26 protein-coding genes are annotated in these 21,390 nt (G+C 47.7%); 3 read left to right on the top strand and 23 right to left on the bottom strand.

The features are described 5' to 3' along the window. Positions 1–59: 59 nt before the first annotated feature. Positions 60–521, bottom strand: coding sequence for a SprT family protein (locus tag BBR47_RS02830; RefSeq protein ID WP_012684253.1), 462 nt, complete (start codon positions 519–521; stop codon positions 60–62). A 156-nt stretch (positions 522–677) separates the two neighbouring features. Here BBR47_RS02830 and BBR47_RS02825 point away from each other — a divergent pair, with 156 nt between their 5' ends. Beyond that, entirely contained in the window at positions 678–1,016 is a 339-nt protein-coding gene (locus BBR47_RS02825) for a hypothetical protein (RefSeq protein ID WP_012684251.1), read from the top strand. Between the two features lie 76 nt (positions 1,017–1,092). After that, positions 1,093–1,215: a cortex morphogenetic protein CmpA gene (cmpA, locus tag BBR47_RS30770; protein ID WP_012684250.1), complete on the top strand. Its 123-nt coding sequence runs from the start codon at positions 1,093–1,095 to the stop codon at positions 1,213–1,215. Positions 1,216–1,240: 25 nt separating this feature from the next. On the opposite strand, the gene BBR47_RS02820 is transcribed toward cmpA, so the two are convergent. From BBR47_RS02820 to BBR47_RS02750, 15 genes are all read right to left on the bottom strand, one after another. Further along, on the bottom strand, positions 1,241–3,403 hold the full coding sequence (locus BBR47_RS02820) for a Tex family protein (RefSeq protein ID WP_012684249.1): 2,163 nt from the start codon (positions 3,401–3,403) through the stop codon (positions 1,241–1,243). A gap of 97 nt (positions 3,404–3,500) precedes the next feature. Continuing rightward, entirely contained in the window at positions 3,501–4,289 is a 789-nt protein-coding gene (sigB, locus tag BBR47_RS02815) for an RNA polymerase sigma factor SigB (RefSeq protein WP_012684248.1), read from the bottom strand. After that, entirely contained in the window at positions 4,258–4,752 is a 495-nt protein-coding gene (rsbW, locus tag BBR47_RS02810; RefSeq protein ID WP_012684247.1) for an anti-sigma B factor RsbW, read from the bottom strand. The genes sigB and rsbW overlap by 32 nt, the downstream gene beginning before the upstream one ends. After that, positions 4,752–5,078 (bottom strand): anti-sigma factor antagonist, encoded by a 327-nt coding sequence (locus BBR47_RS02805; RefSeq protein WP_012684246.1) that lies wholly within the window; start codon positions 5,076–5,078, stop codon positions 4,752–4,754. Before BBR47_RS02805 ends, rsbW begins: the two co-directional genes overlap by 1 nt. Before the next feature lie 25 nt (positions 5,079–5,103). Further along, a complete protein-coding gene (locus BBR47_RS02800; protein ID WP_012684245.1) occupies positions 5,104–6,105 on the bottom strand; it encodes a PP2C family protein-serine/threonine phosphatase in 1,002 nt (333 codons plus the stop codon). A 5-nt stretch (positions 6,106–6,110) separates the two neighbouring features. Beyond that, positions 6,111–6,455 (bottom strand): anti-sigma regulatory factor, encoded by a 345-nt coding sequence (locus BBR47_RS02795; protein WP_231850601.1) that lies wholly within the window; start codon positions 6,453–6,455, stop codon positions 6,111–6,113. A 292-nt stretch (positions 6,456–6,747) separates the two neighbouring features. Continuing rightward, positions 6,748–7,098 (bottom strand): type II toxin-antitoxin system PemK/MazF family toxin, encoded by a 351-nt coding sequence (locus BBR47_RS02790; RefSeq protein ID WP_005830205.1) that lies wholly within the window; start codon positions 7,096–7,098, stop codon positions 6,748–6,750. A 3-nt stretch (positions 7,099–7,101) separates the two neighbouring features. Beyond that, complete coding sequence (locus BBR47_RS02785; protein WP_007721089.1) at positions 7,102–7,401, bottom strand: CopG family ribbon-helix-helix protein; 300 nt, start codon at positions 7,399–7,401, stop codon at positions 7,102–7,104. 230 nt (positions 7,402–7,631) lie between these two features. Further along, on the bottom strand, positions 7,632–8,834 hold the full coding sequence (gene alr, locus BBR47_RS02780; protein ID WP_012684243.1) for an alanine racemase: 1,203 nt from the start codon (positions 8,832–8,834) through the stop codon (positions 7,632–7,634). Positions 8,835–8,836: 2 nt separating this feature from the next. Beyond that, positions 8,837–9,277 carry a hypothetical protein gene (locus tag BBR47_RS02775; protein ID WP_012684242.1) on the bottom strand — a complete coding sequence of 147 codons (441 nt, stop codon included), beginning with the start codon at positions 9,275–9,277 and terminating at the stop codon, positions 8,837–8,839. A gap of 185 nt (positions 9,278–9,462) precedes the next feature. Beyond that, complete coding sequence (locus BBR47_RS02770) at positions 9,463–10,836, bottom strand: hypothetical protein (RefSeq protein WP_012684241.1); 1,374 nt, start codon at positions 10,834–10,836, stop codon at positions 9,463–9,465. A 378-nt stretch (positions 10,837–11,214) separates the two neighbouring features. Further along, positions 11,215–12,546 carry an IS3 family transposase gene (locus tag BBR47_RS02765; protein ID WP_012684240.1) on the bottom strand — a complete coding sequence of 444 codons (1,332 nt, stop codon included), beginning with the start codon at positions 12,544–12,546 and terminating at the stop codon, positions 11,215–11,217. 397 nt (positions 12,547–12,943) lie between these two features. Next, positions 12,944–13,981 carry an outer membrane lipoprotein-sorting protein gene (locus tag BBR47_RS02760; RefSeq protein WP_012684239.1) on the bottom strand — a complete coding sequence of 346 codons (1,038 nt, stop codon included), beginning with the start codon at positions 13,979–13,981 and terminating at the stop codon, positions 12,944–12,946. A gap of 264 nt (positions 13,982–14,245) precedes the next feature. Further along, complete coding sequence (gene acpS, locus BBR47_RS02755; RefSeq protein WP_012684238.1) at positions 14,246–14,632, bottom strand: holo-ACP synthase; 387 nt, start codon at positions 14,630–14,632, stop codon at positions 14,246–14,248. A gap of 152 nt (positions 14,633–14,784) precedes the next feature. Then, entirely contained in the window at positions 14,785–15,033 is a 249-nt protein-coding gene (locus BBR47_RS02750) for a gamma-type small acid-soluble spore protein (protein WP_012684237.1), read from the bottom strand. A 170-nt stretch (positions 15,034–15,203) separates the two neighbouring features. Here BBR47_RS02750 and BBR47_RS02745 point away from each other — a divergent pair, with 170 nt between their 5' ends. Continuing rightward, positions 15,204–15,455, top strand: a complete 252-nt coding sequence (locus tag BBR47_RS02745) for a glutaredoxin family protein (protein WP_012684236.1) — start codon at positions 15,204–15,206, stop codon at positions 15,453–15,455. Positions 15,456–15,476: 21 nt separating this feature from the next. On the opposite strand, the gene BBR47_RS02740 is transcribed toward BBR47_RS02745, so the two are convergent. The 7 genes from BBR47_RS02740 to BBR47_RS02710 all read right to left on the bottom strand — a co-directional run bounded on the left by BBR47_RS02740 (position 15,477) and on the right by BBR47_RS02710 (position 21,365). Beyond that, on the bottom strand, positions 15,477–15,812 hold the full coding sequence (locus BBR47_RS02740) for an ArsR/SmtB family transcription factor (protein WP_012684235.1): 336 nt from the start codon (positions 15,810–15,812) through the stop codon (positions 15,477–15,479). A gap of 96 nt (positions 15,813–15,908) precedes the next feature. Beyond that, positions 15,909–17,528 carry a GMC family oxidoreductase gene (locus BBR47_RS02735; RefSeq protein ID WP_012684234.1) on the bottom strand — a complete coding sequence of 540 codons (1,620 nt, stop codon included), beginning with the start codon at positions 17,526–17,528 and terminating at the stop codon, positions 15,909–15,911. Then, positions 17,515–18,117, bottom strand: a complete 603-nt coding sequence (locus BBR47_RS02730) for a gluconate 2-dehydrogenase subunit 3 family protein (protein WP_012684233.1) — start codon at positions 18,115–18,117, stop codon at positions 17,515–17,517. The genes BBR47_RS02735 and BBR47_RS02730 overlap by 14 nt, the downstream gene beginning before the upstream one ends. Before the next feature lie 27 nt (positions 18,118–18,144). Further along, positions 18,145–18,534 carry a hypothetical protein gene (locus BBR47_RS02725; RefSeq protein ID WP_012684232.1) on the bottom strand — a complete coding sequence of 130 codons (390 nt, stop codon included), beginning with the start codon at positions 18,532–18,534 and terminating at the stop codon, positions 18,145–18,147. Between the two features lie 132 nt (positions 18,535–18,666). Then, the gene (locus tag BBR47_RS02720; RefSeq protein WP_012684231.1) at positions 18,667–19,959 is read right to left on the bottom strand and encodes an arsenic transporter; all 1,293 of its coding nucleotides are present in this window, start codon (positions 19,957–19,959) and stop codon (positions 18,667–18,669) included. A gap of 106 nt (positions 19,960–20,065) precedes the next feature. Beyond that, on the bottom strand, positions 20,066–20,779 hold the full coding sequence (locus tag BBR47_RS02715; RefSeq protein WP_012684230.1) for an SDR family oxidoreductase: 714 nt from the start codon (positions 20,777–20,779) through the stop codon (positions 20,066–20,068). 34 nt (positions 20,780–20,813) lie between these two features. Further along, positions 20,814–21,365, bottom strand: a complete 552-nt coding sequence (locus tag BBR47_RS02710) for an NAD(P)H-dependent oxidoreductase (protein ID WP_012684229.1) — start codon at positions 21,363–21,365, stop codon at positions 20,814–20,816. Positions 21,366–21,390 lie beyond the last annotated feature (25 nt).

Raw genomic sequence — 21,390 nt, 5'->3', positions numbered from 1 at the left:
TCTGTTCATTATACCCCTGCTGTCAAAAGACGCGCAAGAAAGCCAACGCCTCTGGCTATTCACATCGTTAGCTCACGCAACAGCAGCTTTCCTTTGCAACGCCCGCAACGATAGCGGCTCGGATTCATCTTTCGTTTGCGTTTGTAGCTCATACCACATTCCTTGCAAACCAACTCGTAACGATAAGGCAGGGTCGTCCGGCCGCTTCCTACCTGTTGACAGTATCGGCTTCCCCCCACGTGACGCAGAAGCAGTTGAAAATCCCGATCAGCGTGACGATACCCTCTCTTTTCTATGTGCAAATGATAATGGCAAAGCTCATGCTTAATGATCGCAATCAATTCCTCTACCCCATGCTCCTGCAAATGCTTTGGGTTCAATTCAATGTCATGCGAGCGTAGCAAGTACCTTCCGCCAGTCGTCCGCAATCTGCTGTTAAAGCGGGCCTGATGGCGAAAGGGCTTGGCAAAAAATTCGCTGGATATTTGCTCTACCAGCATTTGCAGTTCCGTATCGGTCATCTCATCTCCTCCGCTTCCTTCTTTTCACCATAGCAGTTCCAGTTGAAAAGTTCCAGACAGATAGGCTACACTGAGTGCAAATAAACGGTTGTGACCGTTTATTTGCTGACCGCATGCGGTCATATCTAAACGGTAGACAGAATGGTGGAGGAGCTTATGCGCTATTTGTTGTTGCAGTCCAGTGACGGACTACAGTTTGTCTCGTTGCCCGAAACGCATATGTACCAATTAATCGCTCTATTGAAACGACTTTACAAGGAAATTGACAAATTGACGATCACAGAGCGTCCAGAATTACCTACGGTTCTGGCAGACTGTGCAGATGTGGAACGGTTAGGAAACGAGCTTTCAATCGTGGATGGTTTGGAGTACGTCAGTGGTCTGGAGCGCCGTTTCGCTGCCTTACAAGAAACCGAGTATCCGCTCATCTCTTTATTAACAGAGATTCGTGCCTTGCAAGCCCAATTGGAGTATTTACACGAAGAAGAAGAGTAAATGAAAATTCTAGGCACCTCCTGCTCGTCTTGGCGCATACATTGCCTATAGACGAATCTCTCCAGGAGGTACTTTCATGCCACAATGGATGCGCAGGCAGTTGCAACGTGCCTTTAATGGGAAGGACGTTCGCCAAATCCGTGTGCTCAACAGTTGCTGGTTTTTATATTTAGAAAAAAATGGCGGCCGCCCTGACTGACAGGAGGCCGCCTTTTAGTTCTTTCTTATCCTTCTGTTGGAGCGATCATGGTCATCCCTACACGCTGACGTTTTTCGTCAATTTCTACTACCCATACATCTACGATATCGCCAACAGTCACCACTTCAAGCGGATGCTTCACAAAGCCCTTCTTCAAACGGGAAATGTGAACGAGTCCGTCGTTTTTTAGACCGATATCCACAAACGCTCCGAAGTCGACCACGTTGCGCACGGTACCTTGCAGCTTCATGCCCACACTCAGATCAGAGAGCTGGAGGACATCACTTCGCAAGAGTGGTTTTGGCAGCTCGTCTCGCGGATCGCGACCAGGACGCAAGAGACTGTCTACAATGTCTTGCAGCGTAGGTTCGCCAATCCCGAGCTTCGCAGCAGTCTCTTTTACATCTAAAGACTGCACGCGTTCCTTGCAGTTCTCACTGCCGATCTCCTGAGCGCTAATGCCCAACATCGACAGTAGCTGGTGAGTCGCCTCGTACGATTCCGGATGAATCGGTGTTTTATCCAGTGGATTCGCTCCATCCATCACGCGCAGAAATCCGATACACTGCTCGTACGTTTTGGCGCCCAAGCGAGGAACCGCCTTAAGCTGAGAGCGCTCCGTGAACATCCCGATCTCTTCCCGTTTTTTCACGATATTCCCCGCCACTTGACGGCTGATTCCTGATACATACTGCAAGAGAGAAGGAGAAGCCGTATTCACATCTACCCCGACATGGTTTACGGCAGACTCAACCACAAACTGTAGACTGTCTGCCAGTCTCGATTGGGAAACATCGTGCTGGTACTGACCAACTCCGACGGACTTTGGATCGATTTTGACCAACTCAGCGAGCGGGTCTTGCAAACGTCGTGCGATCGATGCCGCACTTCGCTCTGCTACATCCAGGTCCGGGAATTCCTCCTTGGCCAAGGCCGATGCAGAATACACGGATGCTCCTGCCTCGTTCACGATGATGTACATTACCTCTCGCTTCAGCTCTTTCAGTAGCGTGGCAATGAACTGTTCTGTCTCGCGCGAAGCAGTACCGTTCCCAATCGCGACAACCGTAACCCCATAGGTTTCGATCATCTGCTTCACTTTCACTGTAGCTTCTGCCACTTTATTGGCCGGAGGGGTCGGATAAACGACGGCAACCTCGAGCAGTTTCCCGGTTTCGTCTACAACAGCGAGCTTACAGCCTGTCCGAAACGCCGGATCTACCCCAAGGACGACTTTGCCTTTTACAGGCGGTTGGAGCAGTAAATTGCGCAGGTTTTCTGCAAAGATGTGAATAGCACGTTCCTCGGCTGCCTCTGTCAGCTCGGCGCGCACCTCTCGTTCAATAGAAGGGGCGATCAGACGCTTATACGCGTCCTCGACTGTCACTGTCAGCAAATCGCGGGCAACTGTATCACGCGGAATGGTGCGTTTTTGCATCCAAGCCAAAATCTCTGCGACAGGCGCTTCAATGGAAACCTTCAAAATGCCTTCGTTTTCTCCCCGATTAATAGCCAGTACCCGATGGGGAACGACCTTTTTCAGAGGCTCACTATATGCGTAATACATTTGGTATACATTTTTCTCGTCTGCTTCTTCGGCTTTTTGCTCCGTCAGAAGCAATCCTTTTTGCACGGAGCGTTGACGAACCCACTGGCGAATTTCCGGGTCATCAGACAGAAGTTCCGCCACGATGTCCATTGCTCCTTGCAGAGCTTGCTCAGTTGTCTCGACGCCTTTTTCCGGGTTGATATATGGTTTTGCTTCTTCTTCCGGATTCCCGGCTTTCGGTAAGCTCATGAGGTAGTTGGCAAGTGGCTCTAGTCCCTTCTCCTTAGCCATGGTTGCACGCGTGCGGCGTTTTTGGCGGTAAGGGCGGTACAGGTCCTCTACCTCTTGCAGCTTTGTCGCACGCTCAATAGCTGCGCGTAGCTCGTCCGTCAGCTTGCCTTGCTCATCGATGAGCCGAACGACTTCTTCCTTCCGCACTGACAGGTTGCGTAAATAGCGAACGCGTTCCTCAATCGCTCGAATTTGTGTTTCATCTAGCTGCCCCGTCATTTCTTTGCGGTAGCGGGCAATAAAAGGAACCGTGTTTCCTTCATCCAGGAGGGCAACCGTGCGCTCCACCTGGTGAGGTTTGACACCCGTATCTTGGGCGATTGTCTGGATCATCAACGTAAGCTCCATACCTGTCCTCCTGCGCTCATTCTTCGTCGTTTATTGTACCACATTTGCTAACAAGGACTGGAAAAAGGAAAGAAAAAAGAGGAGCCACTTGGCCCCTCTACGTCGCGGTTTCCAGCTGTTCCACTCTCAATGCTTCTCTCAGCTTGCCCAACGCCCTGCGCTGAAGGCGGGATATATGCATCTGCGACATCCCCATGATGTCCCCCGCTTGCTTCTGACTCAAATTTTGATAAAAAGTTAATTGAATGATTTCTTTTTCACGGTGATCCAAAATTTGCAGGGCCCGCTCCAGCATCAGATTTTGCTCGACTGCTCCGTACCCTTCTTCCATCGTCCCTACTAGGTCGAGTAAAGAAATGGTGTTGCCGTCCAGATCCGCTTCCAGCTCACTGTCCATAGAGAGAGAATGATAGCTGCGCCCCATCTCCAACGTCTCTAGAATCGCTTCCTCTGAAACGCCGAGGCTGTTGGCAATGTCCGCAATTTGGGGAGAACGCTGTAGCTTGATCGTGAGCTCGTCGACCACTCGTTTGATCTTGGGACTCAGTTCCTTTACCCTGCGCGGAACATAGACACTCCATGTCTTGTCCCGAATATAGCGCTTAATCTCCCCCACGATAGTCGGTATCGCAAAGCTCTCAAATGTCCGTTCAAAGCTAGGGTCGAACCGACGAAAGGAAGCAAGCAGGCCGATTAATCCGACTTGCACGAGGTCTTCATACATGACTTGTCCGCGAACAAACTTCTTCGCTAACGATTCCACAAGAGGAGTATAGGCCCTCACCAGTTGTTCCTGTATCGTAGGATCTTTTGTTTCACCATACAGGTGGATGAGCTCCTTCAACTCCTCTGGACTATATTTCTGCTTCCGAGATTGTCCAGTCATTGCCAGCCACCCCATCCTGCCGAACATACTTGGTCATGGAGACTACTACTCCTGATTCAGAGCGAGTCTCCACCTCATCCATAAGCGTGTGAATGAGATAGAGCCCAAGCCCGCCCTCATCCAAATCCTCAAGGCTTTTCCCTGCATAAATCGGCGTCAGTTGCTCAGCAATGAGCTCATTCGAAAATCCAACGCCCTGATCGCTTACCTCGATCATCAACCGATCCTCATAAACGTGGCATTGGATATGAATGGAGCCAGGATTCTCTGTTTCCTTGTATGCATGTCTTACTACATTCGTGCATGCTTCTCCGACGGCAAGCTTGATATCCTCAATCTCTTCATAAGAAAAGCCCATACGGTTGGCTATACCGGATACAGTCAGACGTGCAACTCCCAAATACTCCGCCTTACTTGGCAGAGTCAATTGAATCACGTCTGCCTGAGGTCGATTTGGACCCATTACTCGCTCTCTCCTTTGCGGATGGCAATATGATCGTATAAGCCAGTGATGCGAAATAGCCTTTCCACACGCGGAGACATTTTGTGCACCTCAAATGTTCTATTTCTTTGGAAGCACTCTTTCATAATCCCGATGAAAATTCCGATTCCGGTACTGTCCATGTATTCTACTGCTTCCAAATCAACCGTAATGTGATTGATGTCCGGCTTGGTGACGAGTGACATGAGTGTTTCCTTTACTTTCGGTGCTGTAAAAGCATCAATATCTCCACCAAGGACCACTCGGTGCTCAGTTTCAAGGCTCGTTGTCTGAATTAGCAGGTCCATCTGCGTCTCCCCCCCCGTACGTTGCTTAAGTTCTTCGAAGCACAATCATGGTGTAATCATCCAGCAGGTTAAACTGGGAGAGCAGAAGCAGTCTATTGTACAGGCCGTTTGCCATCTTTTGGGCAGATTCGCCAACCTCTTTTTGCAAATGGTGTACAAGCTCTTCCCTTTGCAAATAATATCGGTTATTTTTGCATTCTGTTACACCATCCGTCAGAAGAATCAGAACATCATTTATTTCTAAACAAATCTCCTGAACCTCGTATTCACTGTTTGGGCATAAACCGAGTGCGTTCCCTCGTCCTTCAAGATCGTAAAACTTTCCTTCGGCCGACCGATACAAAAATCCTGGCTCATGTCCTGCCATGGCATAACGGAAACAGTGCTTCTTCGAGTCGTAACTGCCAAACATCATCGTCACAAACATGCTCGGATCAATGTTTCTTCCCACGATCCTGTTTAAATGGTGCAGCATTTCATCGGGACCCAGCTCCATTTGTCCAAGGCTGTCTAGCCCATATTTCACCATCGACATACACATCGCAGCAGGCATTCCTTTTCCGGTAATGTCTGCTATGGCGACACCAAAACGCCCTTCACTTTGCTCAATGAAGTCGTAATAGTCGCCCGAGATTTGTTTCGCAGCAATACTCACTACGCCAATCTCCAGTTCTGAATAGACTGGAACCTCACTTGGCAAAAGTGATTGCTGCATCGCTTTCGCCACGGCTATTTCTGATTCCATTTGCTGATGGCGATTGCGCCAGCTATTTACGGATCGGTGCTCGTTCCCATATTCAATCATGACCTCTGTCAAAATGGAGAAGGAGGAACGCACAAACTCTGGCACTTCCCCGAGCTGCTCAAGCGCTTGCGCGTGCAAATCAGTTATTTCTTCTGGTGAAATATCTTGAGAAAGCATCCATTTGCCCAACTGCTGGGCTCCATAAAGCTGGTCCTCCCCTTGAGCACTCAGGTAATCCCGAAGAATTTTTACATACTCTTCTTGGAAGCTCCGGGTTACCATCTATCTCATTCCTCCTTTGCTTGATCGCTCCACTTCACAACAACAACACGCGTTCCTTCACCCAGGGTACTGTGGATCTCAAATTCATCCATCATGCGCCTGACACCCGGCAATCCGGCTCCGAGGGCACCCGAAGTCGAATAGCCATCATCTAATGCCTGGCGAATATCAGGAATCCCTGGACCGTTGTCATTTGCTGTTATTTGCAAGCCGATCATTCCTTCGCGCTCAATCGGCGAAATGATGATCGCCCCCGCGCCCGCATACAAATAAATGTTGCGAGCTAATTCAGAGATTGACGTGGCGATGCGGGACTGCGTGATCGTGCCAAAGCCAAACAGCTTCGACATATTTCGCCCCACTTGCCGCGCCGTCACGATGTCTGATTCTTGTTCTATATTGATTGTCTCAGGAGAATAGTCTGCCACAACCAAAAAAACCCCTTCCGCCTCGCTTGGTAGGTAGAAATGAGTTTTTTCTCTACCTCGAAAAATAAATCATATTGTGTCACATTTTGTCTTAAATTCTCTTTTCGAACAGTTCGATGTACACCCACGAAATCCCTGCAAATTTGACAGCAAAAAACCACTTGCTTCACTCAAGTGGCTTTTCCTATCAAATAATCTGATCTTTTTTCACACGTTAAAAATCAATGAGTCCTAAACTGATTTGTAAGGATTCATTAACCCGATCCATCATCTCGTCATCGAGATGCGTAATTTTATCAGTTAGACGTTGTTTGTCAATGGTTCGTATTTGTTCCAACAGAATAACGGAGTCACGATCAAATCCATAAGTTTTTGCGTCAATTTCCACATGCGTAGGCAGCTTCGCCTTTTGAATCTGCGCCGTAATGGCTGCGACGATGACCGTCGGACTAAATCGATTTCCAATGTCGTTTTGAATGACTAAAACAGGCCGTACGCCTCCTTGCTCAGAGCCAACGACCGGGGACAGGTCCGCGAAAAACACATCGCCACGTTTGACAATCACCAGTCACACCCCGCTAACTAAGCGGACAAGAGTATGGTCAGCCTCTTCTTCAGCGCCAAAAGCCTCCGATGCCATATTCAGATTGATCTTCGCCATCTCCATGTACCCTTTTTGCATGGTCTCACGGATTGTACGTTTTTTTCGCTCTTTCAAATACAAATGCATCGCTTGACGAATAAACTCGCTGCGATTGGATTTTTCCTTTTGAATAACGCCATCCACTTCCTGAAGCAAGTGTTGTGGCAAGCTGATCATGATGCGTTTCGTGTTTGACTTCGACAAGACAAATCCACCTCCAACCATGACCGTAACTTCCATCCGCTTTGCTGGTTCTAGAAAGAACAGCCAATATGAACAATACCATTATGTCGAATCCATTGCAAAAATATACCTACTGTGCGCTTTTTCGGTGAGAAAACGTGAGTGTAAACAATCCAAAGGTGCAGGTGAAGACTTCGTTTACCCAAAAAAGCCAGCTTTTTCGCTTAACTAGTATTCGTGTTCCACGGGGAAATTCCTGCTGATTTTCCCTGCTAGATATTTACATTTTCATGGGACGAGTGCTTCATCGTCAATGGGTGAAATACGTCCGTTACCTTCTGGTCGCGCAAATAAAGGCGCGGAATTCGGTAATTCAGCATACAAGGAACCTCGTAATTGATTGTTCCCAGCAAATCGGCAATTTCATCCAAGGAGATTTCCTCATCACCCTGCTTACCATACAAGACGACCTCATCATTGACCGCTGCTTCTGTCGAATTCAGGCTGACCATGATTTGGTCCATGCAAACTCTGCCTGCAATCGGGTAGCGCGTGCCATTGTACAACACCTCACCGCGGTTGGACAAAAGGCGAGAATAGCCATCTGCGTATCCAATCGGCAGCGTTGCAATCCACTCATCCGGCTGTGCTGTATGCGTAGCACCATAGCTGACGGTAAATGGCTCATCTGCCTTCTTCACGTGGGCAATTCTGGTCTTGAGCGCCAGCGCGGGGGTAAGAATAACATCCGCACGTTCTTTCATGTACAAAGAAGGATACAATCCGTATAAACCTATGCCTAAACGAATCGTATCATACCCCCAATCGGGAAATGCGATAGCCGCAGCCGTATTGCAGCAATGAACGGTCGGCAATTTTTTATTTGCTTCACGCAGTGCTTGCAAAAAGGATTGAAACAAGTCGTGTTGTCGTCGCACATGGGTTGTATCTGGTTCATCCGCGCAGGCAAAATGCGTAAAAATGCCTGTCCACTTAAGCTTCGAGCATTCTTCAAGGGCACCTACAACCGCAAGCAAATCTTCCTTTGTCCGAACGCCCAAACGTCCCATCCCCGTATCGGTCTTCACATGAATTCCGACAGGCTTGTGATCGTTTTTCTGAAGAATGTCGTTCGCTTCCGTGATCCATTCGACGCTGTAAGCAGTTAACTCCACTTCCAGCTCGCTTGCAGTGACAATGGACTCGACAGGTGTGTATCCCAACACTAAAATCGGTGCTGTGATCCCTGCCCTCCGCAAAATAAGCGCTTCATCGAGCAATGCGACTGCAAGTGAATCTGCACCGCTCGCCAACGCTTCTTTTCCAACATGGACAGCACCATGACCATACCCGTCTGCTTTCACAACAGCCATAATATCCGTTTTTTCTGGCAAATGGCGTTTGAATGTCTCGAGGTTCGCCCGGATGGCATCCAAATCAACCTCTACCCAAGTGTCACGACAAAACGATTTCATTCCTATCTCCTCTTGTTCCCTTTTTTATAGTAAAACAAGCGTTCATTCAAATGACTGAGAAATTGCCTAGAAACCATCAGGGATTCCTTTTTGCCGCCAACGAGATAAAAATGACGGCCTTCATAAATTTGCTCGACTTCAGATAGCGGGTAGCTCTTTTCCTGTCCTGACAAGGAGATAATCAGGTGGGTCTTGGTCAGCTTGTACACCGGACGTAATACCGATTTGTACATAAACGGAGACAATCCAACAACAGCAATGGCAATGGCGAAAACAAGGACCTTGAATCTCGTGTCATTGGTCGGGAAAAATTGAGCGAGAATCATCATCCCCAGCACAAACATGACAGTCTCGTTAATGCGCATTTTCCAGCTTTTTCGCAGGAGCATGTCTTTGTAGGTCGATGCTTCCTGGTACAAAACTTCGTTAGACGGTTTCTTCATGTAAAGCATGCCACCTCATTCAATAAGTTACTCTGAATGTATCGTGTTTTCCCGCTGTGTGTCAATTCGCGGATTGTCCTTTCACCTCATTCGCACGTTGGTTTTTATGTACAAATCGACGCACATCGACCAATCCCGAGAAAATAGAAAAGCAGATGGGAGTAACTCCCACCTGCCTGACTTTTCTACATGGTTTCCTTCTGGTCTTTTTTCTCTTTTTCATGTTTTGGGAAAACGACTTTTTCAAAGCTGCCATCCACCATCTTTTGCACCATCGCAGTCAATTCCTCGCTGCGCTTGTCAGCTTGCTCCTGTGTGAGCTTGCCTGCCTTAACTGCTTCTTTTAGCTTGGTTTCGTGTTGACCTACCAAGAGCTTGATAACATCATCCACTTCTACACCTTGCTCCTTGGCGATAGTCGCCAACGATTTTCCTGCTTTTTGCTCTTCCTTCAGCTTGTCTGCATCCAGCTTGAGGAGGGACAGCAGTTCTTCATTTTTCTCGATACCCATTCCTTTACCTGGTCCACGTCCATGATGCGTATTTTGCACCATTTCTTTTACTCGTTCGCTCGCTTTTTCATTCATCTTGTCGGCTTGCTCCTGAGTGAGCTTGCCTGCCGCTACTGCCTCTTTCAGCTTGGTTTCCTGTTGTTTTACCAACAAAGCCACCAGATCATCCACAGATACGCCTTGGGTCTCTGCGATTGTAGCCAGCGATTTCTCCGCTTTCAGCTCTTCTTGGAGCTTATCGGCGTCCAGCTTCAAGAGAGACAACAGTTCTTGGTTTTTCTCGAAGCCCATTTCTCTACCCGGTCCACGTCCGTGATGCGTATTTTGCACCATTTCTTTTACTCGTTCGTTCGCTTTTTCATTCATCTTGTCGGCTTGCTCCTGAGTGAGCTTGCCTGCCGCTACTGCCTCTTTCAGCTTGGTTTCTTGTTGTTTTACCAACAGAGCCACCAGATCATCCACAGATACGCCTTGAGCCTCTGCGATTGTAGCCAGCGATTTGTCGGCTTTCAGTTCTTCTTGGAGTTTATCGGCATCCAGCTTCAAGAGAGACAGCAGTTCTTCGTTTTTCTCGAAGCCACCGATGAAGCCTCCTCTGCCGAAGCCTTTATCCGGTTTCGAGTTTTCTACCTGTTCTTTTACGCGGTCGCTCAGATTTTCAGACAGCTTATCTGCCTGCTCCTGCGTCAGCTTGCCTGCTGTTACTGCTCCTTTCAGTTTGGCCTCTTGCTGGTCAACCAGAAGTGCCACGACATCTGCAGTGTCAACTCCTTGGGCTTGTGCAATCGCTGCGAGTGTTTTCCCTGCCGCAAGCTCTTCTTTCAGCTTGTCAGCATCCAGCTTTAACAGCGAGAGCAGCTCTTTATTTTCTTTGAAGCCCACCCCACCGTGGTGGCCCATCTTGCCGGTTTTGAATTTTACTTCTACGGGTTTATTCAATGAAGTTGGTTTTGCTGAATCGGCTGCCATTGCTCCGCCTATGCTACCCAGACTCAAAACTACTGCCATCGTTCCCATCAGCATTCCCATTTTTGTTTTGCTAAACATATACACTCAACCCTTTCGTCTATGCTCGTGTAGTGTGCTTGTTCTTTGTTACAAGACCAAGTGTACATGGGTATTTTTAGATTCCCGTTTGAGAAAAAAGGAAAACTTGAGGGAAAATCGTAGAAAACTATGTCAACATAGTGGAGGAAAAGAAAAAGCACAGTTCTCTTCGACTCTGACACGCTCTGGGGGATTGACTGGCCGTCTCCACTCCAAAAAGGGGACCGTCGATCCAAAGCCACCCTACGGGCGGAAGTTTCTCAGGGAAGAAGTGTTCGACAAGCGTGGTCCCCTTTTTGGAGTTCCGACTGGGTAGGCGATGTCAAGGTGAACTACTCCCCTAGTAATAGACAGTATTTAAAAAGAGCCTGTTGCAAATTAAGCAGCAATGAGATGATTCCTGGTTTCATCAGGAGTCATCTTTTTTAATGTCCACTGATAACGCTCTGAATTGTAATAGGTTACATATTCGTTGACGCGTTGACGCAACTCTTGAAGTGAAACACAGTCCTTATATTCGAGTTCGTCTTTCATATGACCGAAGAACGATTCCATTGAAGCATTGTCCCAGCAGTTACCTTTGCGAGACATCGACTGCTTAAAACCAGCCTCAGCAATAAGGCGCCTCGTTGTAAGATGAGTGTAGTGCATTCCTTGATCCGAATGAAAAATAGCATCCGGATGGACGTTACCGTCCAATCGTTTGATTAATAAGTCTAGTGTCCGTTTCACTAGTGATAACTCCAATGTCGAAGACAGATAGTGTGCCAAAATCTGTTTGGTCGCCCCATCTTTTACGCAAGACAAATATGCCCATTGACCAGTACCATAGCGCAAATAAGTAATGTCAGTAAGTAGAACCTTCTCGGGTATACCTTGATCAAACTGACGTTTAAGTAGGTTTGGGCATGTGCGGTGTTCCTGAGTAGCCTTGGCCATTTTTCGATACGGATTCGCTTTCCGAATAAGAGTGACTAACTTAAACTTTTGCATAAGACGACGAATCTTTTTATGATTCATCACGGCACCGTTCATCCGCTCCAATCTCATTTTAATGACCAGCACTCCTGCTCTCCCTTTTCGAGTTTCGAAATGCTCCTTGATGAGCAGGAAGTCTCGTTCGTCGGCTTCTTCTCGAATTTGTCGCTGTTCCTCAGCACTACACCAGCGATAATAGCCACTTGAGCTCACTTCAGCAATCTGGCATAGATAACGGGTTACACGCTTCAAGCCATGTTTACGAAGAACTAGGCTAATAAGCTGAAAGCGCTCGGGAGACGATAACGTCTTATTGGTTTGTCTTTCGAGCGCTTCTAGCTTTTTTAAAAGTTCGTTCTCTGCCTCCAGAAGCCTAATTCGTGCTTCAGCACGTCTCAGTTTTTCTTCTGCTGATAATTCTCCCTCTGACTTTCTACCGGTGCTCCCCTTGCCTCTGCGCTCCTCAATTAATCCAGCTTCCCCAAAAGTCGTATATACTTTTCTCCATCGATGTAAGCATTTTTTTGGTGTATGACGACCAATTATTTCTAAGGGGAAACCTGCCTGAAGAAATATCTCAATCGGCGTTTGTCCCTCTCGATATGCCTGTACAGCGGTAAATTTGAACATAGAAGAATACGTGATGTTTTTCCCTGTTACTCGAAGTACATTTTGATTTTTTTCTAACATATGTATCTCATGTTCCGTAAAACTTATTCTATTTTTACTCATCTAACATATCCCCACTCATTTCTCGTTAATGATGATTAAAACATAAAAACCCGTTAGACGGTCACTTTTTTCAAAGTGTCCATCTAATGGGTAGTAGTTCAAGGTCTGCGAGCCCTGTGCTTTTTCTTTTCGCCAGCTTTTTTGGTTCATCGCTTCTTTAAAACTTAGGAAGATTCTCCTTTATGTATCAACAGGGGGGAGTTTCTAAAATAGTAGAACAAAGTTGCTTGGGAAGAAGTGCATTTCCAGTCCAAGCGCCTCTGGAGCGGACAGTCTAACCCCTTGCGGGGCGTAGGCCGAAGCGTAGACTGGAAATGCGCTTCTTCCCCTCCGCTACAGCCACTTTCTAATGCGAAAACAAAAGAGGACGGCATTCACCGTCCCCTCTCCCACGCTTTTATTTCGCGCTGAGGCCATATGTCGACTGTGCGACATTCACCATTTCTTCCTCAGGAAGATCCCCCGCGATTGTATATTCGATGCCGTCGAGCTCCCACGTCAGAAGTCGCTGATTTTCACCTGTCTGCGCAAGCACACCAACCGTAAAGCCGAGGTTCACAGGCATACCTTGCTCATACGATACAGATGCTGCTGTCGGGCGACCTTCGATTACCTTGTAGTTGTAAGTCCCTTTGTAGGTTAAGATAACCTTTCTCTCTCCATCACGGGTGACTGGCTCGATATCTCCTTGCTTAACCCCTTCTGGCATATACGTAGGGACGATAACACCGAATTGGCTGTTCGGTTGTTTTACGACCTGTCCATTTGTTTGCGCCATTGTTGGGATCGTTGTCAACGAGCTTGTTGTCATATTGCGCTCTTTGTCAAAGGCGTCTTTGTCAAACATAGGGTTGAACGAAAAATCAGTGAAATCAATACGTACGAGCGGATTCATGCTAGCATCCATAATTTCGGCGTGCGTTGGTTTGAAATCTTCTGTCAGCCAAATTTTTTGCTTGGTCAAAGAACGATTGCCGCTGTAGTTCGCTTTCACTTCGAATACATACTGTTTTTCTTCCATCTTCATTTGGCGCTCAGTGTCATCGATAATGCTCTTGGCCAGCGTTTCGTATAGATATAACGGTCCGTTGTTCTCAGGCCAGCCACTTTGGAAGCGGAAGCTCTTGTTCAGATGCGGGGTCAGTACAAAGACTCCTTCATTGTTTCGCAAGATGATTTGTGTAATGCCACGCTGCTTCGAGGTGAGAGCTACCCGATAGTTGGTTGGCTTTTCATACCAGACCTGAACATCGTACTCCATGGGGGTAGAGCCTGTCTGCATGGTCAAAACTGCCTGAGACTTGTACCCAGTCATTTTTCCCAACGCACCGTTCAGGTCGCTCACCACATCTTCTGGTGTTTTCTGACCGAAACAACCGCCGAGGAACAGGGTGAAAACCAACAATAACACCAGTGGTAAAGCTACCCGTTTCATTCAATGAACTCCTCCTTGTCAATATTTTCGACAAAGAAGGGCATCCCTGTCTATTTCCTGGGAAATCTGTCAGTCTCTCGCCCATGCAGCGCACATCGTGTCAATGGTTGCAAATGGTTACGAAGTTGGCGACATATCGCTTGGATCGGCTACAGACTTAGCCTTCCTGTGTAAGAGCAGGTAGTCCCTCCTGATCTACGCGATATAAATGTATGTCCATCCTCGTCCCAATATGCAGACAAGTTTATCGGTTTTTTCAAACATCTATCGTTCTTCTACAATGACTTGCGCAATCGCATGCGACTGGCTATGCGAAATGCTCACATGAATATGAACGCGAGTGGGGTCGAGATCAAGTTTGCTGTACACCTCGTTCTTTATGGTCATGACCGGCTTGCCCAAATGATTCGGTAGGATTTCCATATCTAAAAAGCTGAGTACAGCACCAATGCCTGTGCCAAGTGCCTTTGCTCCCGCTTCCTTGGCAGCAAATCTGCCTGCAACCATTTCCGCCTGTCTCGTCTCTGATTTTCCATGCAGGAGCTGTTGTTCATCTGTGGTCAAAAAGTGTTTGATTGCACGCTCTTGTCTTTTTATCAAAGTAGCGATGCGCTCTATTTCCACAATGTCTACGCCTGTTCCAATGATCATGAGCACTTGCCTCCTAGTGGGCTGATTACGAATCACAGTATCATCCACTTCTACGCTTTTGCAAGTGCGAGGATAACGACCACATTCCATGCATAGACTTTATGGAAAAAATAAAACCCCCGCAAATTGCGAGGGCTTTTGTCCGCTGGCTCCTACTCAGTAACTTGGCCAGAAGATTGTTGTGCAGCCGATTGTTGGTTCTGACGGCGAACTTCCGAAACATTTGTCTCACTTGCGAATTCAGTCGCAGCACCTTTGGAAGCAGAGCGTTGTGCGGATTGTTGGTTCTGACGACGAACCTCTGATACGTTTGTTTCACTTGCGAATTCAGTCGCAGTGTTAGCTGCTTGGCTAGCTTGGTTCGCTTGGCCCATACCTGCTTGGTTGTTTTGTTTAGGCATCGTTAACATTCACCTCCTCGACGTCACTGAATATAATTTGTACAGCCCCCTACATGCGTATCCATCCTCATTTTTCCAAATCATGCTGTTGTTTACTTGCTTTGTCTCAACGGATCATTCATATTGGAAAGGCAAGGCTTCTACTCTGCTTTTGAAAGGAGCAATTCTGTATGGCTCACAAGGTTATTATCTATACCCAAGTCACTTGCGGTCCTTGTCAGGAAGAAAAAATGTGGCTGACTTCAAACAACATTGCTTTCGAAGACAGAGACATCCGTCAAAACGAGGCTTTTTTCCAGGAAGCCATTCAATTAGGCGCCAGCATGACACCTGTAACCTACATTGAAAAGGAAAACGGCGAGCAAATTGTCATCCATGGATTTGACAAGGAAGAACTAAAAAAAGCGTTGGATCTCAATTGATCCAACGCTTTTTACGACTGATCAGCCAAATGAAGGTTCACTTGCAGCTGATTTTTGTTTGACGACTGGCGACATGTCCGGCAAGTTAGACAAAATTTGCTTCACTTCAGGACTGCATTCCGTATTAACGGAGTAATAAACCCATGGTCCTTTCCTGCGCTCTTTGACCAAACCATGCGTTTTTAACTTAGCCAGGTGCTGGGAAACAGAAGGCTGGGAAGTTTGCAAAATTTCCACGAGATCACGGACACATAAGGACTGTACTTGCAGGAGAGCCATGATCGTCAAGCGCGTCTTGTCACCAAGTAGCTTATAAGTCTCTGACAAAAACAGAACCTGCATCAAATCCATTTCCATAAGGATACCCACCTTTGCCTTACATATCTGTTTATCAGTATACTATATGGCTTATATGATGGGGAAGATAGAACGCAAAAGTTATGTGAACCCCGCCTATACATCTTGCTTTTTCATCGCCTCAATGATCTTGTCTGCAGTGCGAGCAGCCAGCGCCATGACTGTATTTGTCGGATTACTACCACTTGAGGTAACAAACGTAGAAGCACCTGCTATGAAAAGATTGGGTATGTCATGTGACTGCCCGTATTCATTCACAACAGAGGTTTCCCTGTCATTCCCCATTCGGCATCCCCCCATGAGATGAGCGGTATCAGACACCACATGCTCCGGATGCCCCCCCATCGCTTCAATAATCCGGTTCATTTGCCCAATGGCATGCTTGTAAAGCTGCTTGTCGTTCTCCTGATAACTGAACGTTACCGTAGGGATCGGCATTCCGTATTCATCCTTTTCCCCTGAGAGCGTCACTCTGTTATCAGGGTGAGGCAGTACTTCCCCTACCAAGGTGATCCGCGCATACATATTGTAATCCAGCATGGTCTCTCGAAGCTGTTTTCCCCATAAATACGAGCCATCTTCCCTCTCGGCAGCAATGGCAGCCGCCATCCCGACCGGACGTGACCCGTGTGCACTCAATGTATATCCGCGGGCAAATCCTCGTTCCCGGTCCGTCTCATAAAAATGCTGCGTCAAGGCAAGCACAGGGGTTCCTTTATACAATCGCACTTCCTCCGGTAGACGTCCGTATACATCATGACTGGAGTGGGGCATAATTGCTTTTCCTACCCATCCACTCGAATTCGCCAGCCCTTGCGGAAACTGAGCATTCGCCGAACTGAGCAGCAATCGGGGAGTCTCCACCACAAACCCGGCCAAAATGACCACACGAGCCATTTGCCTGTACGTCAAACCATTATGGTTAAACAACACACCGCCGACCCGGTCACCAGCCATCAAAATTTCCGTCACCATGCAGTCGGCCAGTACCTCTGCCCCCTCCGCTATCGCTTTGGGAATATGATGAATCAACCCGCTGTACTTGGCATTCGGCATGCACCCTTGATTGCAAAAGCCACGATTGATACAGGGGGGACGCCCATCAAAAGGACCCGATAAAATCGCCAGAGGGGCGACCACACTCTCGATTCCCAGCTTCTCGCACCCTTCCCGGAACAGTTGCGCATTGGCGCTGATGGGCTCCCGAACCGGGTACGGATATGGTCCTTGAAAGGAACCCCACGGAAAATGATTAGGACCTGAGACCGCAATCTCCCGTTCGATCTTGTCGTAGTACGGGGCAAGGTCCTGATACGTAATCGGCCAGTCTTCCCCTACGCCGTCTACCGTCTTCGTCTTAAAATCACTCTCGTGGAAACGCAGGAACACCCCCGTAAAATGCACGGTGCCTCCCCCAATTCCCCGTCCTGAGTTGTTATGTCCCAAACGCAGCGGGTCTTTGCCTGCTACCAGCCTCGTTTCCTGCCAGGCCAATCTCCGCATCGACAGCTCATCACTGGCGAAATCGTGTTGCGGGTCCCAAAACGGCCCCGCTTCCAGTACGACTACGCGCAACCCGGCCTTTGCCAACTCATAAGCCAGCACGCCTCCTGCCGCTCCGGCACCTACGATACATACATCTGCGTCATCGGCGTATTTTCTTTGATCCACAGGAGTAGGGCGATGAGTAATCGTATGATGGTCATGACTCGTCATTTGTTTTCGCCTCCCATGGGTCTGTCAATCCTTTTTCCACCCGTACATAACCGCGCGGATAAGCGGGTCCGCCATAGCCGATATCCGACCAAACTAACGGATGCGAATAGTACGCACTGACTGTGTCATGCAGCAACCGCTTGAAAAAATCTGCGGGAGCAAAGTCTTTCCACGCCTCCTGGTTTTGGATGCCTCCATTCGCAACGTGCTGAAGAACAGCTTCCTGCTGGTCTAGCTTCAACGCAACAAAATCAGTTCCATAAGCGGCATGACTCTCCGCATCAATCCCTTTCAAGCCCGAGCGATAGAACTCTTTTTTGGGTGGAATTCCGACCTTTCGCTGTGATTCGCCGATATTACTAGCCGTCGTATTATCCAGATGCTCCACCACAAAGGTCAGCACCTCCAAACGGTGATCATTGACCAATACGCCTACGACTGTCTGCAAAAGCAAGGATTCGTGCTTCGTAAAAAATTGATTGGCAATCGCGGGCATTCGTCTGGCGCCTACCACTTTCCTGGTGTGAGCATCCCACTCTGTATGCTGGTCCCAAACATCATAGGATGGGTAACGTCCAGGCTTTTCCATGTCCTCTCACCCCTTCGAAAACGATTTTTACCAAAACAGCGCAAGAAGCCCTAATGCTGACATTGCCGTGATCAGTAAAGGAAGAATCACAGGAGGACCGACGAGAAAATTTTGACCCTGTGAATACCCCCCCACACGCTGCCCGACGCCAACCGTATGTAAATAGGCCCCATACAAACCCCCAACCATGCCAACGACCATCATCAAAGCAAACACCCAGCGTAGCCAACCCGCATTCACAAACGATAAAACAATAGCAGTAACCGCAAATACAGGGAGCTCAAGCACGGGAATCCACATTGCCCAATGTCGGAAGTTTTGTCGAGAGTGAAAAAGTGTGACCTGAACCGCAATCAGGGCAAACGCCAATCCAGTAAAAAGTATCAGTACGCGTTCGATCGGCCAGCCATGCCACATGGAAACATCCTCCTTTTTACGTACATTGCGCCTATTTTTTCCGTCCTTGTCAGGTCCTATTCTGCCTATTTCACTACAAGCAGCATGATGAATAGAAAAAAGCCTGCTACTAGCCAGCAGGCTTTTCATTCCCTATGAAAAATAAACCAATGTCAAATACAAACCGAGCAAGGTGAACATCAATGTCGGTACGGTCAAAATAACCCCCGTCCGAAAATACTGTCCCCACGTAATCGTCACGTCTTTGCGTCCCAAGACATGCAACCAGAGCAAGGTCGCAAGCGATCCAATCGGGGTTATTTTCGGCCCCAAATCGCTCCCGATCACATTGGCGTAGATCATCGCTTCCCGCAACACTCCATCTGCTTGTGTCCCTGCAATTGCCAACGCGTTGAAGATGACTGTCGGTAGGTTGTTCATGACAGAGGAAAGAGCAGCAGCCAGAAAGCCTGTTCCCAAGGTCGTTGCCAATAAACCATGCCCCATGAACCAATCCAAGGCGTCCTTGACCAAGTCAGTCAATTTCGCGTTGTGCAGGCCCCACACCACGACATACATGCCAATTGAAAAAACAACGACTACCCACGGTGCTTCTTTCATAATCCGCCGCATGGCGATCGCTTCACTTTTTCTTGCAGCCAGGCAAAAAATGATGGCTGCCCCCGCAATGATGATAGAAACGGGCGTATGGATGGACTCGCTAATAAAAAAGCCAATCAACAACACCGCAAGAATCGGCCACGCCAGGCGAAACATTCTGTGATCGCGAATCGCTTCCTCCGGATTTTTTAGATGGGAAAGGTCAATCTGCGCCGGGATGCTTTTGCGAAAATATAGGTACAAAACCAGCAAACTTCCACCAATCGAAAACAAAGTCGGAATGATCATTTTGGCCGCATACGCAGCAAAGCCGATATCAAAATAGTCAGCGGAAACAATATTCACCAGATTACTAATCACAAAGGGCAACGAGCTCGTATCTGCAATGAACCCGCTCGCCATGACAAATGCCAAAACTGTTTTCCCATCCAGCTTTAGTGCCCGCACCTGTGCCAACACAATCGGCGTCAGGATTAGGGCTGCCCCATCATTCGTAAACAAAGCGGATACGAGTGAACCAAGCAGGATCACATAAACGAACATCAGCCGCCCATTCCCTTTGGCAAAACGGGCCATATGGAGCGCAGCCCATTCAAAAAAACCGACTTCGTCCAATACGAGCGAGATGATGATAATCCCAATTAACGCGAGCGTCGCATTCCAAACAATGGAGGTTACCTCTGCAACATCACCAATCGTGACTACCCCGATCGCCAATGCTAGCAGTGCTCCACCGACAGCCGGATAACCAATCGACAACCCCCGCGGTTGCCAGATAACCAATGTCAACGTAATCAAAAAAAGGAAACATGAAATCCAAACCACTGCAAGTATCTCCTTTCCAAAAACCAAAAAGAGCGGGCCTCAAAAAGTCCGCTCTCCTACCATACTACAAATTGAAATGATCTGAAACGTCAAGTAATGGAACTCGTTAAAGTAAAATGTGGCCACCTTCTACATGAAGTACAGTTCCGGTAACAAAACTATTTTGGAGCAGGTATAGTACGCTTTGTGCGACGTCTTTCGCTTGTCCAACTCTCTTCACAGGGAGTTTGTCTGCCAATGTTGCATAGAAATTTTCGCGCACATCTTCAGGCATTTTACTCCGTGATGGCGTATCAATAATGCCAGGTGAAACGATATTCACTCGGATTGGTGCCAGTTCCAAGGCGAGGGTTTGCCCCAGATTCGAAACCGCCGCATTGACTGCACCAAGGGCAGACGAACCGATCATCGCTTTGTAGGCAACAACCCCGGAGAATAAGGTGATGGAACCGTTTGTGGAAATCTTCGGCGCTCCATACTTCGCCGCATAGTATTGACCCCAAAATTTGTTGTCGAACAGCTTCCGCGCTTGGGCTGTATCCGTTTGAAGGAATGAACCACCCGATGTTTCCGCTGCGCTGACGACCAGATGATCAAACGTGCCTACTTTTTCAAAAAAGGCCTGAACCTGCTGCTCATCGGTGATATCAAGCGTATACGCCGAGGCTTTGGAGCCCAGACTCTCTTTTGCCTTTTGCAATTTCTCTTCGGAGCGGCTGGCAATGATCACTCCTGCTCCTAGCGCTACTGCCTGTTTGGCTGTCTCCAAACCAATTCCGGAGCTTCCGCCGATGATGACTATCTTTTGATTGTGCAACATGATAAGATCTCTCCCCTTTATTGTGAGGTTTTTATTAGAAACTCAATACCTGTTTGAGATGCGCCTCGAGTTCTGATACAAAACGGTCGATCTGGGGATTTTTGATGACATCATAGCAAGCAAAGCTCTTTACAGGTTGCATGCCTAAAAATTCCTGTACGCGGTGCAAATGGCTAATCGCATCCTCTAGGCTTTCTCCATTAAAAAATTGGGTCGGATCGTTAAATGCTTTTTCTGGAGCATTCCAAGTCGTTGAAAACATATATTTTTTGCCGGTTAATAAACCGCCTCTACCGTACTGATTAGCCCCCTTGAAAAACAAGCCGTAGGCATATACTTCATCCATATATGTTTTCATTAAGCCAGGGACACTGAACCAGTAAATGGGGGTTTGATAAATGACCATATCTGCCCAGAGAAATTTCTCGTGCTCTTCTTCGATTTGGTATCCGTTTTGAATAATGGTAGTTCGTACATGGTTCTCTTTTTCGAGCAGACGCACCATATGATCCGTCAATGTTTGGTTTAGTTTCCCCTCCGATGAGCCATATTTTTGATGACCATTGATGATAAGGATTTTTTTCATTTTTTCCATCTCCTTTATGTTAGGA

Source organism: Brevibacillus brevis NBRC 100599, assembly GCF_000010165.1.
Classification (GTDB): Bacteria; Bacillota; Bacilli; order Brevibacillales; family Brevibacillaceae; genus Brevibacillus; species Brevibacillus brevis_D.
This window is presented reverse-complemented; position numbering and strand designations above follow the sequence as displayed.